Origin of the sequence: Nocardia sp. FBN12 (assembly GCF_050320175.1) — a bacterium.
In the GTDB taxonomy this organism is placed as follows: domain Bacteria; phylum Actinomycetota; class Actinomycetes; order Mycobacteriales; family Mycobacteriaceae; genus Nocardia.
Genome location: NZ_CP190048.1, coordinates 6,267,233 through 6,280,529 on the forward strand (window position 1 = coordinate 6,267,233; position 13,297 = coordinate 6,280,529).

Annotated in this window: 15 protein-coding genes, 1 tRNA gene and 1 other RNA gene; 8 read left to right on the plus strand and 9 right to left on the minus strand. The window is 66.8% G+C overall.

Annotation, left to right across the window (positions count from 1 at the left end; genetic code table 11):
* Positions 1–30: 30 nt before the first annotated feature.
* Positions 31–804 carry a queuosine precursor transporter gene (locus tag ACQHI0_RS29545; protein ID WP_427905025.1) on the minus strand — a complete coding sequence of 258 codons (774 nt, stop codon included), beginning with the start codon at positions 802–804 and terminating at the stop codon, positions 31–33.
* A gap of 62 nt (positions 805–866) precedes the next feature.
* Here ACQHI0_RS29545 and ACQHI0_RS29550 point away from each other — a divergent pair, with 62 nt between their 5' ends.
* Positions 867–1,451: a DUF4190 domain-containing protein gene (locus tag ACQHI0_RS29550; protein WP_427905026.1), complete on the plus strand. Its 585-nt coding sequence runs from the start codon at positions 867–869 to the stop codon at positions 1,449–1,451.
* A 68-nt stretch (positions 1,452–1,519) separates the two neighbouring features.
* Here the strand turns inward: ACQHI0_RS29550 and ACQHI0_RS29555 are convergent, their stop codons facing one another.
* Genes ACQHI0_RS29555 through ACQHI0_RS29565 form a run of 3 tightly spaced genes read right to left on the minus strand, consistent with a single transcriptional unit; the run spans position 1,520 to position 3,739 of the window.
* Positions 1,520–2,221, minus strand: coding sequence for an RDD family protein (locus ACQHI0_RS29555; protein ID WP_427905027.1), 702 nt, complete (start codon positions 2,219–2,221; stop codon positions 1,520–1,522).
* Positions 2,222–2,266: 45 nt separating this feature from the next.
* Entirely contained in the window at positions 2,267–3,244 is a 978-nt protein-coding gene (gene gluQRS, locus ACQHI0_RS29560; RefSeq protein WP_427905028.1) for a tRNA glutamyl-Q(34) synthetase GluQRS, read from the minus strand.
* A gap of 9 nt (positions 3,245–3,253) precedes the next feature.
* The gene (locus ACQHI0_RS29565) at positions 3,254–3,739 is read right to left on the minus strand and encodes a DUF309 domain-containing protein (RefSeq protein ID WP_427905029.1); all 486 of its coding nucleotides are present in this window, start codon (positions 3,737–3,739) and stop codon (positions 3,254–3,256) included.
* 420 nt (positions 3,740–4,159) lie between these two features.
* Here ACQHI0_RS29565 and ACQHI0_RS29570 point away from each other — a divergent pair, with 420 nt between their 5' ends.
* Entirely contained in the window at positions 4,160–4,369 is a 210-nt protein-coding gene (locus ACQHI0_RS29570; protein ID WP_378638552.1) for a DUF397 domain-containing protein, read from the plus strand.
* Between the two features lie 94 nt (positions 4,370–4,463).
* A complete protein-coding gene (locus ACQHI0_RS29575; RefSeq protein ID WP_427905030.1) occupies positions 4,464–5,888 on the plus strand; it encodes a wax ester/triacylglycerol synthase domain-containing protein in 1,425 nt (474 codons plus the stop codon).
* Positions 5,889–5,929: 41 nt separating this feature from the next.
* Here the strand turns inward: ACQHI0_RS29575 and ACQHI0_RS29580 are convergent, their stop codons facing one another.
* Both ACQHI0_RS29580 and ACQHI0_RS29585 read right to left on the minus strand, forming a co-directional pair.
* Positions 5,930–6,412: a helix-turn-helix domain-containing protein gene (locus tag ACQHI0_RS29580; protein WP_427905031.1), complete on the minus strand. Its 483-nt coding sequence runs from the start codon at positions 6,410–6,412 to the stop codon at positions 5,930–5,932.
* Positions 6,413–6,679: 267 nt separating this feature from the next.
* Entirely contained in the window at positions 6,680–7,324 is a 645-nt protein-coding gene (locus tag ACQHI0_RS29585) for a helix-turn-helix domain-containing protein (RefSeq protein ID WP_427905032.1), read from the minus strand.
* A 129-nt stretch (positions 7,325–7,453) separates the two neighbouring features.
* On the opposite strand from ACQHI0_RS29585, the gene ACQHI0_RS29590 reads away from it, so the two are divergent.
* Together ACQHI0_RS29590 and ACQHI0_RS29595 are read left to right on the plus strand one after the other, a co-directional pair.
* The gene (locus ACQHI0_RS29590; protein ID WP_427905033.1) at positions 7,454–7,585 is read left to right on the plus strand and encodes a hypothetical protein; all 132 of its coding nucleotides are present in this window, start codon (positions 7,454–7,456) and stop codon (positions 7,583–7,585) included.
* Between the two features lie 115 nt (positions 7,586–7,700).
* Positions 7,701–9,149 carry a threonine/serine ThrE exporter family protein gene (locus tag ACQHI0_RS29595; protein WP_427905034.1) on the plus strand — a complete coding sequence of 483 codons (1,449 nt, stop codon included), beginning with the start codon at positions 7,701–7,703 and terminating at the stop codon, positions 9,147–9,149.
* A gap of 9 nt (positions 9,150–9,158) precedes the next feature.
* Here the strand turns inward: ACQHI0_RS29595 and ACQHI0_RS29600 are convergent, their stop codons facing one another.
* The 3 genes from ACQHI0_RS29600 to ACQHI0_RS29610 all read right to left on the minus strand — a co-directional run bounded on the left by ACQHI0_RS29600 (position 9,159) and on the right by ACQHI0_RS29610 (position 10,992).
* Positions 9,159–9,587, minus strand: a complete 429-nt coding sequence (locus ACQHI0_RS29600; protein WP_427905035.1) for a DUF5994 family protein — start codon at positions 9,585–9,587, stop codon at positions 9,159–9,161.
* Between the two features lie 260 nt (positions 9,588–9,847).
* Positions 9,848–9,932, minus strand: a tRNA-Ser gene (locus ACQHI0_RS29605).
* A gap of 67 nt (positions 9,933–9,999) precedes the next feature.
* Positions 10,000–10,992, minus strand: coding sequence for a hypothetical protein (locus ACQHI0_RS29610; protein WP_427905036.1), 993 nt, complete (start codon positions 10,990–10,992; stop codon positions 10,000–10,002).
* 164 nt (positions 10,993–11,156) lie between these two features.
* Between ACQHI0_RS29610 and ACQHI0_RS29615 the strand changes: the two genes are divergently transcribed.
* The 3 genes from ACQHI0_RS29615 (at position 11,157) to ACQHI0_RS29625 (ending at position 13,292) form a co-directional block, all read left to right on the plus strand.
* Positions 11,157–11,714 carry a TetR/AcrR family transcriptional regulator gene (locus ACQHI0_RS29615; RefSeq protein ID WP_427905037.1) on the plus strand — a complete coding sequence of 186 codons (558 nt, stop codon included), beginning with the start codon at positions 11,157–11,159 and terminating at the stop codon, positions 11,712–11,714.
* A 23-nt stretch (positions 11,715–11,737) separates the two neighbouring features.
* An RNA gene (ffs, locus tag ACQHI0_RS29620) (signal recognition particle sRNA small type) lies at positions 11,738–11,832 on the plus strand.
* Positions 11,833–11,999: 167 nt separating this feature from the next.
* The gene (locus tag ACQHI0_RS29625; RefSeq protein ID WP_427905038.1) at positions 12,000–13,292 is read left to right on the plus strand and encodes an aminotransferase class I/II-fold pyridoxal phosphate-dependent enzyme; all 1,293 of its coding nucleotides are present in this window, start codon (positions 12,000–12,002) and stop codon (positions 13,290–13,292) included.
* Positions 13,293–13,297: the final 5 nt, after the last annotated feature.

Sequence of the window (13,297 nt, forward strand, 5' to 3'; positions counted from 1 at the left end):
ATCTCGCCCGATCCGCCGCCTCGCCGCGAACTAATCGTGGAGTGCGTCGGCCTTGGCCGGGGCGTAGGTGGGTTCGGTTTTCTTGAGGATGGCGATTACGCGGTAGGTGATCGGCATGACGAGCACCTCGCAGAGGGTCTTCCACAGGAAGCCGACGATGACGTAGTTGATGAACGATTGCCAGGTGTTGATGCCGATGGCGGTGGCGGCGATCGAGCAGAAGATGAGGGTGTCGGCGAACTCGCCTACGACGGTGGAGCCGATCAAGCGGGCCCACAGGTGCTTTTCCTTGGTGCGTTCCTTGATCAGCACCAGGGTGGCCGAGTTCAGGAGCTGGCCGACGAAGTAGCCTGCGAGGCCTGCGAGCACCAGTTGGGGGGTGGTGCCGAGGACGGTGCGGAAGGCTTCCTGGTTTTCGTAGAAGCCGGCGGGCGGGAGCTGGATGGCCACGTAGAAGCAACCGACGGTCAACAGCAGCGCGGCGAAACCGGTGTAGATGGCGTGGCGGGTGGCGCGGAAGCCGTAGACCTCGCTGAGCACGTCGCCGAGGATGTAGGCCAGCGGGAACAGGAAGAAGGCGCCGTCGGTCGCGATCGGCAGGATCTGGATCGGGCCGAGCATCACCGAGCTGTCGGTGAAGAACTCCACACCCTTGGTGGCGCAGATATTGGAGATGATCAGCGTCGCGGTGAAGAGAGCGACGATTACCGGATAGAACCCCCGCGCAACCTGGGCGAATGCCGCATGTTCCGGCGCGGGGTGCCCAGATTGGGCAGGTTTGTCGAGCGAGTTCGTATCAGTCACAGCCACTATTCTCCCAAGGAAGCGATGCCTCACAGTGGGCGGTTGTGGAATACGCTGTCGTTATGACGAATCCCGGCGATTCCGACGAGTGGTGGAAGCAATACGGCGGCTCTGGCGTGTCGCCGGAGTCCGGCGCGCCGGGTTCGGTGCCGCAGCATCCCACCGCCCAGCCGTCGCAGCCTTCCAATTACCCGTCGTCGCCGCAGTATCCCCAGCAACCGGCGCCGCCTCCCTCGCAGCCGCAGTACCCGCAGCAGCCACCGTCGCAGCCGCAGTACCAGCAGCCGAGCCAGCCGCAGTATCCGCAGCAGCCGCCGGTTTACGGGCAGCCGCCCGCCTACGGCGCGTATCCGGCCGCGGGTGCCTACCAGCCGTACGGGCAGCAGTACCCGCAGCCGCAGGGCACCAACGGTCTCGCGATCGGCGCGCTCGTCGCCTCGCTGGTCGGGCTGTGCACCTGCGTCGGCTCGATCGTCGGCATCATCCTCGGGGTGATGGCGCTGAATCAGATCAAGGAACGCGGAGGCGAGGGCAAGGGCATGGCCCAGGCCGGCATCTGGATCGGCGTCCTCGCGATCGTGGGCTGGGTTCTCTACGTCGTCTTCATCGTCATAGTCGGCATCAGCGCCGACTCATCGACCTACTGACCTGAACAACGAACAGGGGCGCTTCCGGAATCCGGAAGCGCCCCTGTTGTTTTCGTCAGGTACGGGAATCAGCCCTTGACGACCTGCGTGCCGCCGGCGAACTTGTCGTGCCAGCCCTGCTTGTTCGGGTCCTGCGAGATGGTGACCATGATGTAGATGGTCAGGCCGAGCGTGATCAGCGAGCCGAGGCACGGGATCGCGCCGACCACCACGAACAGGTTGCGCTTGAGCGACTGCTCCGGCGTCAGCGCCGGTGCGCCGCCGGGCGCGAGCACCCGCAGGCCGAGGATCTTCTTGCCCAGCGTCTGGCCCTGCTGCGTGACCTCCATGGCCACGAAGTAGCCGTAGGCAGCCAGCGAGATGAGCGCTCCGCCGACGATCTGGAAGCCGTTGCCGCTGCCGAGAATGAGCGCGACCACGATCGAGAGCGGGATGCCGACGATCAGCTGATCGATGATTCGCGCACCGATCCGGATCCCCAGATCGGCAGGCTGCACGCCGCCGAAGGGCTGCTGCTGACCGTACTGGCCCTGCTGCGGGTAGCCCTGCTGCTGACCGTACGGGTCCTGCCCGTAGGCCGGCTGCTGCTGGCCGTAGGGATCCGGCTGGCCGTAACCGGGCTGGGGTGCGCCACCGTGTCCGGGCTGGCCGTACGGCTGCTGCTGTCCGTAGCCCGGCTGCGGCTGCTGCTGGCCGTAGGGGTCCTGGCCGTAGCCGCCGGGCTGACCGCCCTGCGGGTACTGGTTGGGGTCGTAACCACCGCTGGTCATATTCTCAGTCCTCGTTTTGATCTTCTAGATCGGTCGATGCGTACGTTACGGACATCCCTCTGGTCGGAACAACCCGATAGGCTCGAGTATCCACGGTTTCTCAGGGATGCGGGCGGGGTCGAAAACTTCGCGTAGCTCGGCAGTCGTCCGTGCGGAATACCCGAGTGAATCCGCGATCGCCGCCACCACGTCCTCGGGCGTGTTCCCCAAGGCGCGCTGATCCGAAAGGCTCACGGCCCCATCACGTTTTGCCAGCCGCTTGCCCTCCTGATTGAGCACGAGCGGTACATGGGCGTAGGTCGGCACGGCGAGTCCGAGCAGGTGCGCCAGATAGGCCTGGCGTGGGGTGGACGCCAGCAGATCGTCACCGCGAACTACCTGGTCAACGCCTTGTGCGGCATCGTCGACCACGACGGTGAGGTTATAGGCGGGAATACCGTCGCCGCGGCGCAGCACCAAATCGTCGACGGCGCCCCGATATCGGCCGTGCAGTAGATCGGTGAACTCGTATTCGGTCACGTCGGCACGCAAACGCACTGCGCCGACGCGACCTTCGGCTCGCCGGGCGGCGCGGTCGGCCTCGCTCAGGTCACGACAGGTGCCGGGGTAGGCGCCCATCGGCCCGTGTGGGGCGGTGGCAGCCTGCTGGATTTCTCTTCTGGTGCAGAAACATTCATAGGTGCGCCCAGCGGCGGTCAATTGCGCGACCGCGGCCGCGTAGCGCGACAGCCGTTCGGATTGGTAGACCACGGGGCCGTCCCAGTCGATGCCGATCGCGGCGAGGTCGTCGAGCTGTCGTTGCGCGGCACCGGGGCGGACGCGGTCGAGGTCGTCGACGCGAAGCAGGAACTTCCGGCCCGAAGTTCGCGCGAACAGCCAGGCCAGCACTGCCGTACGCAGATTCCCCACATGCAGTTCGCCCGACGGGCTGGGGGCGTACCGCCCCGCTCCGCCGCGCGAGCCGTCACCGGTCGCGCCGGAGCTCGCAGGCGCGCCGTGGCTGGTCGGCGGACTCGTCGGCACCCCTGGATTCTAGGCGGGTGTCCGGCACAGTCGCGTGCGCAGCCGCTCCTCGGTGACGGGCTCACCGGTATCGAGCGCGTCGAGCAGCTCCTGTGCGTGCGCGATCAGCCCGGCCAGGTCCACATCGTGGTGCTGGGCATTCGCCGGATAGGACCCGAGCCGCTCACTCGCGCGGCGCAGCAGCGTACCTGCGCCCTTGGCGTTGCCACGCTGGATGTGGGTGAGGCCGACGGCGTATTGGGCCAACCCCTGCCAGAGCATCCGTTCGGCAACCGGTCCGTTCTTCCATGCTGCCTCCAATACCTCGTGGGCATTGAATGCCAATCCGTCGTCCAGCAGTTGCTGAGCGAAGGTGAGAGTTTGCTGGGGTCCGAGCTCGAGGTCGTCGGGAATTCGGGCGACTCCGGCACTGCCGGGCGGCAGCGGTCGGCCGAGTCGGTCGCGGGGGCGGTCGTTACGGGCACGACCTGCGGTGTCACGGTCACGGGAGATCATTCCCCCATGATCCACGCCTACCCCCGATGGTGCTCATGTGGCAGATGTGGCACTTGAGAAATTGACGTATCACGGACTAATCACATGGAGGTAAATCAAGATGTGTCAACCGGATCGGGAATGGGTAAGCGGGCTGGCAATGCCCCCGCAAACGTGAAGCTTCGCAAGCTTGGCAAAACGATATGGGAAAGCAAATTCTCTTCCGCAACATTGCGGAAGACCTGCTAGTGTTTCTTCCGCGGGGGCAGCCCCCGGAGGCAGAAACGCCTCGATGCGCTGGTTCGTGCCGGTCGGTTGCGCGCGCCGTGTGGCAGTGCCTTGTGTGCCACGAAGTAACTCATCGGTCGCGCCGGATTTCGACAATGTTCAACGATTCCAGGAGTTATCCCCCTTCTCGATGAACCAAAGGAGACAAGTGCCGTGGAAGTTGATGTGACCGACGCTGTGTGGCGGAAGAGCACCTACAGCGGACCCGATGGGAACTGCGTCGAAGTGGCCTTTCTCGCCGGCGGCGATATCGCCGTTCGCGACACCAAGGACCGCGGCCGCGGACCCGTGCTGGCCTTCGGTCCAGGGCAGTGGCGAGCGTTCCTCGCCGATGTCACCGCGGGAGAGTTCGCGCGCGGCTGAGCCGCGAGATGCATCTCGAATGGGCAATACCGGCCCCGAGTCGAGCGGACTCGGGGCCTTCTCAGGACCTCGGCGGCTTGGCTATCGTGACCGGATGACCACGATGGCCGCGCGTGACGCGACGATGTACTGGCTGTCACGACGCACCGCCAATGATGTGTTCCTGCTCTACTCTTTCGCTGAAACCGATACCGCGACAGACGACCTCCGCGCTTTCGTCGCCGCGCGTGCCGCGCGCATTCCGGATCTGCGGATCCGGTTACAGGACATACCGGGCAATCTCGGCTATCCGCGGTGGGTTCCGGCCGAATTCGCGTCCCAGCAATTCGTGCACCACCAGCCGGACGGCATGTCCTGGCGGGAACTGCTCGCGGATCTGGGCGAACTCCTGGGAACCGGTGTCGTCGCGACCGAGTTCCCCTGGCGCGTTCACGTTTTCCGGGCCGTCCGCGCCGCACCGCGGTCCGTGGATCCCGTTGTCGTAGTGGTGCTGCAACTGTCACACGCGCTGGCCGACGGCACCCGCGCCGCCGCCATCGCGCGAGCGCTCTTCGGTGCCGATGACGCTGTTGTCCACAGCACACTTGTTGTGCCTGTGGATAACTCGGCATATCACCCGGTCGGACCTGCACAGATCTTCACACAGCCTGTGGATTCCTGTGGACAACCCTGTGGATGGATTGCTCGATGGGTAGATCCGAGAGTGCTTGGAGTACTGCGTCTTCCCTGGCAGCTCGCCACGACGGTATGGCGCGGGCGGGCCGCGTACCTGGCGCAGCGTGAACTGGCGGACCGGACCGCCGCGGGTGAGGTGCCCGCGGCCGCAACCGGATTCGCGCCCTGTGTGCTGAACCCCGCGACCAGTGTCGACGGCCACCACGTACGCATGCTGGTCGTCGATGCAGGCAGCCTGCGCGTACCGGGCATAACCGTCACTGTTGTTGCGCTGACGGCGATCTCGTCAGCACTGTCCGACTACCTCGCCGAGCGCGGAGAGCGACCGGACCGGCTGGGAACGGCACTCCCGATGGCACTTCCCGCGCCGAGCGCCGCCCGCAACAACTACCGCGGGCTGTCCATCGACCTGCATATCAACGAACCCGACCTGCGCATCCGCGCGAATCTCATCGCCGACGAACTCGCGGCCCGCCGGACGCGAGCGCTGAATCCGCTGCTTTCCGCGCAGGGTCGAGTCGGCGAGGTGGTGCCGTCCTTCCTCGCGATCCGCGATGTCGAACGTGCCGACCTGGACACCGTTCCCGCCGCGCTCGACGGCAACACCGTCGTCTCCAGCGTCTACCGAGGCCCGGCCGATCTCGCCTTCGCCGGCGCGCCGGTCCTGTTCACCGGCGGCTTTCCGGCTCTCGGCACCGTCATGCATCTGACCCATGGGGTGCACGGAATCGGTGAAACCATCACGCTCTCAGTGCATTCCGATGCGCTGGTCGTAGCGGATCCCGACCGTTACCTGGTGCTGCTCACCGAGTCGCTCGCTGCCGTTGTGGCGGCGCACCGCTGATCGTTATCCGCAGGCGGATATCGCACCGCGCGCCGCCGATTTCACCGAATCCGGGTGGGGCCGAGTTCGTTTCCCGGTCGATTCAGCTCGGCTCCCACCGCGAGTAGTGCCGACCGCAGAGCTGTCGCCGGATCGGTTCCGGTGGCTTCGCCTTCGATCACGCCGTCGATCCGGAACGGGCAGAAGTACCCGGTTCCGCTGTCTCCCTGGTGCGGTCGCCCGATCTCGATGAGCGGACCGGCGGGCTGCGCGGCGGCGATCGCCGTCACGAGAGCGGCATCGGCCGCCCGCGGATCTCGTCGGCGAGTGACCGGAAGCGCGGGCGCCGACTGTGCGTGCACTCGCTCGTACCAGGCGATTACCTCGAAAGATGCCGCACGCGTGCCAGTTTCGTAATGGCCCAGCGCGGCCCGGCTGTACGGAACGCGAGTGGCCAGCGCGGCCAGCGACAACCCCGCCTCTTCTCGCAGTCGCCGCAACCGAGCTCCGACAACGCCGTTCCCCTGCTCGCCCCGACTGGACATGGACCCATCGTAGAGAACTGTAGACGTTTGTAGACGCTTTTTGCTGTCCAAAAGGTCTTGGCGGCGACCATACTTTTTCGTGGCGGCTCAGCCACCACCATACCGCGCCACTCGTGCAGGCACTGACTCGTTCGGAGGGGAACCGATGGAGATGTATCTGTGGATTGCTCTGGGGCTGTTCGTGTTCGGGGGGCTGAGCCGCTACCTACTACTCACCCCGCCCGCCGAACGCGGGCGCCCGAGCGTCGCCGAGATCCGGCGGCGGCTTCAGGCCGAGCGCGAAGGACCCGGCCACGACTCGACGCTGCCGTCGGTGCGCAACATCTCCGCCAGCAGCTTCTCGGCGTCGGACTTCTCCCGCGCCAGGACGCTCCAACCGCGCACCAGACCGTCGGGGCCCGACTTCGTCGTCCACGAGCCGACCGCATGAGCACCTTGGGGATGCAGCGAGTAGTAGATCGTGCCGACCGGGAACGCGATATCCATGCCACGCATCCAGCCGGTGAGCGCCTCGCCCTCCCATACGCGCATCTCACCACGCACCTGGTTGACCGGATCGGCAACGGGCACAGCCGGTTCGGCGGCCGAGTCGAGCATCAGATGGTCGCCCTCGTGCCGGATGGTCACCGCCGCTACCTCGACCTCGTCCGGGTGATTCGCCGGTTTCTGCCAGGCTGCCCACCAGCGTCCGGCCAGGTCGACGCGGTTGTCCACGATGCCGGCCAGCTCCGCCAGCGAGACCTGCAACGCGTCGGCCAACCGCACCGCGACAGGCAGCGTCGGCGACTGCTCTTCGGACTCGTACCTGGTGATCTGGCGCGAGCTCACCCCGATCGCGGTGGCCAGCGCGGGCTGCGAGAGCCCGAGCAGCCTGCGCCGCTCCTGGATCACCTTCCCCGTCCCGGTGTTCATACAGTCATCGCCTCCATTGCCTGCCCCTCCCGTCACACCCTGCTGGACACATCCGCACCAGACCCGCCGACATCGCGCGCCGCGATCCGCCTGCACGAAGAGCACTGGCGCGCCGCGCATGCCGACTGTGTGGCCGATTCTTCCATTTCTTCGCTCCAGCAGGCCCGTTTCGTGCTGACTCAGCACAACGGATGCGGTCCACGCTGCTTACAGCACCTGGCGGCGACGGCCTACAGCACCGGATTGATCGACGACATCTGAGCCTACGGCGCACCTGTGAGCCTCGCCACGCGCTCCTCGCCGCATCCGCCACCGACACGTTGACGAACTGATTGCGAGTCGGCGAAGGCGCTGCGATCCCCATTACCGTCGAGGTATGAGTGCGGACCCCCTGGCGGAAGGCGACGGCGCCACGATCCTCGAGCGCCCAGGTCTGCGCCGGTGGTGGCGATTGCGCAGACCGTTCCTGCTGCCGTCGCAGCGGGCCACGGCCGACAACATCGTCGCCGCGCCCACCCCGCTGCAACCGATCGACCTCGCCGACGACGCCGAGGTATCTCAGGTACTCGACCTGGCGGTGCGGGTGGGTGAGGTCGTGCTCTCGGCCGGTACCGGTGTCGGTGACACCTCCGCGCAGGTTCGCTTCATCGCCTCGACCTACGGCCTGAACAGCTGCGATATCGACGTCACCTTCGACGCCATCCGTATCACGGCCGACCGCGGGCCACGGCTGCCACCGGCCAGCGATATGCGCGTGGTGAAGTACCGCTCGCTCGACTTCACCCGGTTGGCCGCGGTCGACCGGTTGACCCGGCGCATCCGCAGCCAGATCGTCCCCGTCGACCAGGCGCACGCCGCCCTCGACGAGCTGATCTCATCGCGGCACCCCTATCCGCGCTGGGTGTCGACGGCGGGCTGGTCGCTGCTGGCGGCGGCCATCGCGGTGCTGCTCGGTGGTGGGTTCGTGCTGGCCGCGATCAGCTTCGCGACCACCGCCGTGATCGATGTGGTGAACCGATTCCTGCATCAGCTCGGTCTGCCGCTGTTCTTTCAGCACATGATCGGTGGTGTCATCGCCACCGTCCCGGCCATCGCACTCGCCTCGGTCAGCGACCACTGGCGTTCGGATGCCGCGCTGATCGTTGCCGCGGGCATCACGGTGCTGCTGTCTGGTCAGCAGCTGGTGGGTTCGGTGCAGGACGCCATCACCGGCGCGCCGATCACCGCGGCCGCCCGCATGCTCGAAGTGGTGATGATGACCGGCGGCATCGTCGCCGGTATCGGTCTGGCACTGCGAATTTCGACGATGATGGGCATCGCGGTACCGGAGATCGCGGCCGGCGCGGGCCGCGACACCGAGTATCTGTGGATCAAACTGATCGCCGGTGCCGTCGCCGCGATCGCCTTCGCGATGGCCTGTTACGCCGAGCGGCGCGCGCTGTTCGCGGCGGGGCTCAGTGGTGCGGGCGGCACCATGGCTTACCTCGGCGCGCAGGACATCGGCTTCGGGCCGGTGGTGTCCGCGGGCTTAGCGGCCACCGTGATCGGTCTCGCCGGTGGTCTGATGGCACGTCGCGCGCTCACGCCGCCCCTGGTCGTCGCGGCGGCGGGAATCACGCCGCTGCTGCCGGGTCTGAAGGTGTATCGCGGGCTGTATGCCCTGCTCGAGGACGAAACGCTGCTCGGGTTCGGGCAGATCCTCGGTGCGTTCGGTGTCGGCTGCGCGCTGGCGGCGGGCGTCATCCTGGGTGAATGGTTCGACCGCTTGCTGAGTCGCCGCGGTGCGCCGCGTGACTTCGATCCGACCTACACCAGCGACCGATGAACTAGAGGCTCAGATCTGCACGAGGGTGCGAGGCCCGTCGGCCGCCGTGTCGGCGGGCGCTGGGTCCTGGATGCGCGGTTTGCCCGCTGCCCACCGCATCTGGCTGCGGGCCGCCGGCGCCTCGGTGGCGGCCGGGATGACCAGCAGCGCGAGCGCGGCGCCGTTGCTGCCGACCACGTGCATGATGCGCGCGGCCTGGTCGTTGTGGGCTGTGCCGGTATCGGATTCACTGGCGGTCCAGTCGAATCCGAGCCTGGCCAGCTTGCCGATCCGCGGTCCGACCGCGGTCACCAACTGGTGCAGCTCGGTCATCGGCTGGTCGGTTCGTGGCCACCAGGCGCCGTCGATCGGCCCGGTGGTGGCTTTGTGGTCACGCAGCATCAGCCGGATCGGCCCGGACGCGTCGCGCCCGATGCTCGTTTCAGGTGCTGTATTCACTTCGTTTTACTTTCTGATTTCTTGCGATCGACGCCTTCGGGCATCGACCGGCGCGATCCGAACTGCGGACCGGCGCGAAGGCTGGGTACCCACTTGACTGTGTCGGCACGCACATTCGTATTGGGTGCGGCGACGACGGTATGTGGGTGTGGTGGGGGTCTCCCGCACCATCGGGGCTCACTCTACGGAAGCCCACTGACAGATCCACCGATTAAACGAACAGGGCCCCGACCGGCGAACCGATCAGGGCCCTGCTGTTGCGGAGGATAGGGGATTTGAACCCCTGAGGGCGTTAACCCAACCCGCGTTCCAGGCGAGCGCCATAGGCCACTAGGCGAATCCTCCGTGGAGCAGCATAGCGGGTCGCAGGGGTGCGATGCCAAACCGGCCCCCGGCGACCCGGTCTGACCTGCTACTTCTTCAGAGCGGCCATGGCCTTGCGGACCTGGGCTTCGGCGGCGGCCGACATCTCGGCACGGTCGTAGCTGCCCATCGTGGACACCTCGATCTCCACCTTCACCGACACGTTGCTGTCGATCGCCGCGACGATGTAGGTGTAGTCGTTGGGGATCGAGCCGTAGATCTGTTGCTCGCTGGCGTAGTAGGCCTCGGTGCCGAGGCCGCTCACCGGGCCGTTCTCGTGTCCCTTGCCGGTGGTGCTGGTGTCGGAGCTCTTCCAGCGGGCGTAGTCGGACTCGGTGCCGGTATCGGATTTGAACTCGACCCGCAGCGACAGACTGGCCTCGTCGGCGTTGCGGCCGGAGTCCTTGTTCTTGGCGTCGCAGTTGTAGGAGCCGCCGCCGATGTACTCGTAGGGTTCGCGCTCGGTGTGGGTGGTCGTCTCACGGGTGGTCGACCACTGGTTCAGCACGGACAGGTCGACCAGATCGCAGGCGTTCTTCCCCTTCTGGAACTCGTAGTCGCCCGCCCACTTGTCGGAGTCGGGGCCGAGTGAGTCGGTGGCCTTGTTCACCGCGAAGACGATGCCGCTGATCACCAGGACGGCGACGATCGCGATCGAACCGAGCACCCACCACAGGGTCTTGTTGCCCGAGGAGGGCGGCCGCGGCGGTGCGCCCCACTGCGGCTGCGGAGCCTGATATCCGCCCGCTTGCGGCTGCGCGAACTGCTGGGGCGGTGGGAACTGCTGCTGGGCGAACGGCTGCTGGTTCGCGCCGCTCTGATACGTCGGCGGCGCGGTGTAGGGGTTGGCGCCGCTCTGGTACGGCGTGGCCGCGGGCGGTGCCGTGTACGGACCCGGCGCGCCGATATTGCCGCGCAGCACCGTCGGGTCGGCTTGCGCGGGGCTTTGACCCGCGCCTTCGCCGGGGCGTTCCCACCATGCGACGGTAGGGTCGGACGGCGGCACGCCGTCGCCGGGTGGTTGCTGATTCGGGCCGGTCACGATCGGGCCCCCCTCTGTGTCATGGGGAACCGGAACCCCCCGCTGCCGATATCGGATAGATCGTAGCCAGCGTCGCCGTCAGCGTGGTGACTATACGGCTGCGTACACTCGGGGACCGGCCACCCGATGCGGCGGCAGCCGAGGAATATGAGGAGGAACACGTCGTGGGCACCGCGCGAACTCCCCGGGCCAGATGGATCGAGGAAGGTCTGTCCGTGCTGGCGTCCTCGGGCGTCGACGCGGTGCGGATCGAGGCGCTGGCCAAGCGCATCGGCGTGACCAAGGGCGGGTTCTACGGCTACTTCGCCGACCGCGACGCCCTGCTCACCGCCATGCTCGACGTGTGGGAGAACGAGGCGACCGATCAGGTGCTCGAGCGCGTCGCGACCCTCGACCCGAAAACCAAGGCGCGGGTGGCCGGGCTGCTCACTTTCTCCAGCGATCGGCTGCTACCCATCGACCTCGCGATCCGCGACTGGGCCCGCCGCGACGACGACGTCGCCGAACGGCTGCGCCGGGTCGACAATGCGCGAATGGCGTTGCTGCGCGAGACAATCGGCGTGTTCTGCGAAGATCCAGACGAGGTCGAAGCGCGAAGTCTGCTCGCCTTCTGCGCCACCATCGGCAGTCACTTCCTGGCCGCCGACCACGCGGGTCGCTCGCGTGTGGAGGTCCTCACGCGAGCCGCCGACCTGCTGTTCGAAGACCGGAATCGCTCGTAGCCGGAACTACCGCTACACTGGCCGACGGATCCCGCGCGGCGAGCATCCTGTGAACTCCCCCAGGGCCGGAAGGCAGCAAGGGTCAACGGGCTCTGCCGGGTGCGCGGGGTCCCCTTTAATTTCAGGGGTCCCGTCCTCGACCGATCGGCCTACGCACCTTCGCAGCGTGCGAGCCGGATCCTGGCCCTGATACCCCGCCGATTCCGGGCAACCGCCGGGTAACGTTGCGGGTGTTGGCACGCTAGAGCGTGCACCCCACCTTGCTGCTTCGAAAGGCTGCCCAGGATGCCCCGGCAAACGCAGATCGGTTTGATGAGCCACGAGGAACTCGTGTCCGAGCACGAGTCCCAGACCGCGAATTACGCGACGCTCAAAACCGAGAAGCTCACGCTGGACCTCACCCGAGGTAAGCCCTCGCCGGAACAACTCGATCTGTCCGCGTCGCTGCTGTCCCTGCCGGGCGACGGCGACTTCCGCGACAGCTCGGGCACCGACTGCCGCAACTACGGCGGCCTCACCGGCCTGTCCGAACTGCGCGCGATCTTCGGTGAACTGCTCGGCGTTCCGGTCGCCCAGCTGCTGGCGGGCAACAACGCCAGCCTCGAGATCATGCACGACATCATCGTGTTCTCGATGCTCTACGGCACCCCCGATTCCCCGCGCCGCTGGGTCGACGACGAGCCGATCAAGTGGCTGTGTCCGGCCCCCGGCTACGACCGGCACTTCGCCATCACCGAGGCGCTCGGCATCGAGATGATCACCATCCCGATGCGCCACGACGGCCCCGACACCCACGCCATCGCGGCGCTGCTGGCGAACGATCCGCAGATCAAGGGTCTGTGGGCGGTGCCGAACTACTCCAACCCCACCGGCGTCACCTTCTCCGAAGAGATTGTCCGCGAACTGGTTTCGATGCCCGCCGCGGCGCCGGACTTCCGGCTGTTCTGGGACAACGCCTACGCGGTGCACCCGCTCACCGATACCGCGGCCCCGGTCATCGACGTACTCGGGATGGCCGCGGCCGCGGGCAACCCGAACCGCCCGCTGGTGTTCGCGTCGACCTCCAAGATCACTTTCGCCGGCGCGGGCGTGAGCTTCTTCGGTGCGTCCCAGGCCAATATCGACTGGTACCTGTCGCACGCCTCGAAGAAGAGCATCGGCCCCGACAAGCTCAACCAGCTGCGCCACCTGCGCTTCTTCACCGACGCCGAGGGCGTGCGCGAGCACATGCAGAAGCACCGCGCGCTGCTCGAACCCAAGTTCGCGCTGGTGCGCCGCATCCTGGAAGACCGGCTCGGCGCGTCGAAGGTGGCGTCGTGGACCGAACCGAAGGGCGGCTACTTCATCAGCCTCGATGTGCTCGACGGCACCGCCGCCCGGGTGATCGCCTTGGCCAAGGAGGCCGGCATCGCGCTCACCGCCGCGGGCTCGGCGTTCCCGTACAGCAAGGATCCCGAGGACAAGAACATCCGCATCGCGCCCAGCTTCCCGCAGCTGCCGGAGCTGGAGAAGGCGATGGACGGGCTGGCGACCTGTGTGCTGCTCGCGGCCACCGAGAAGCTGATCGAAGAGCACTGAGCCGT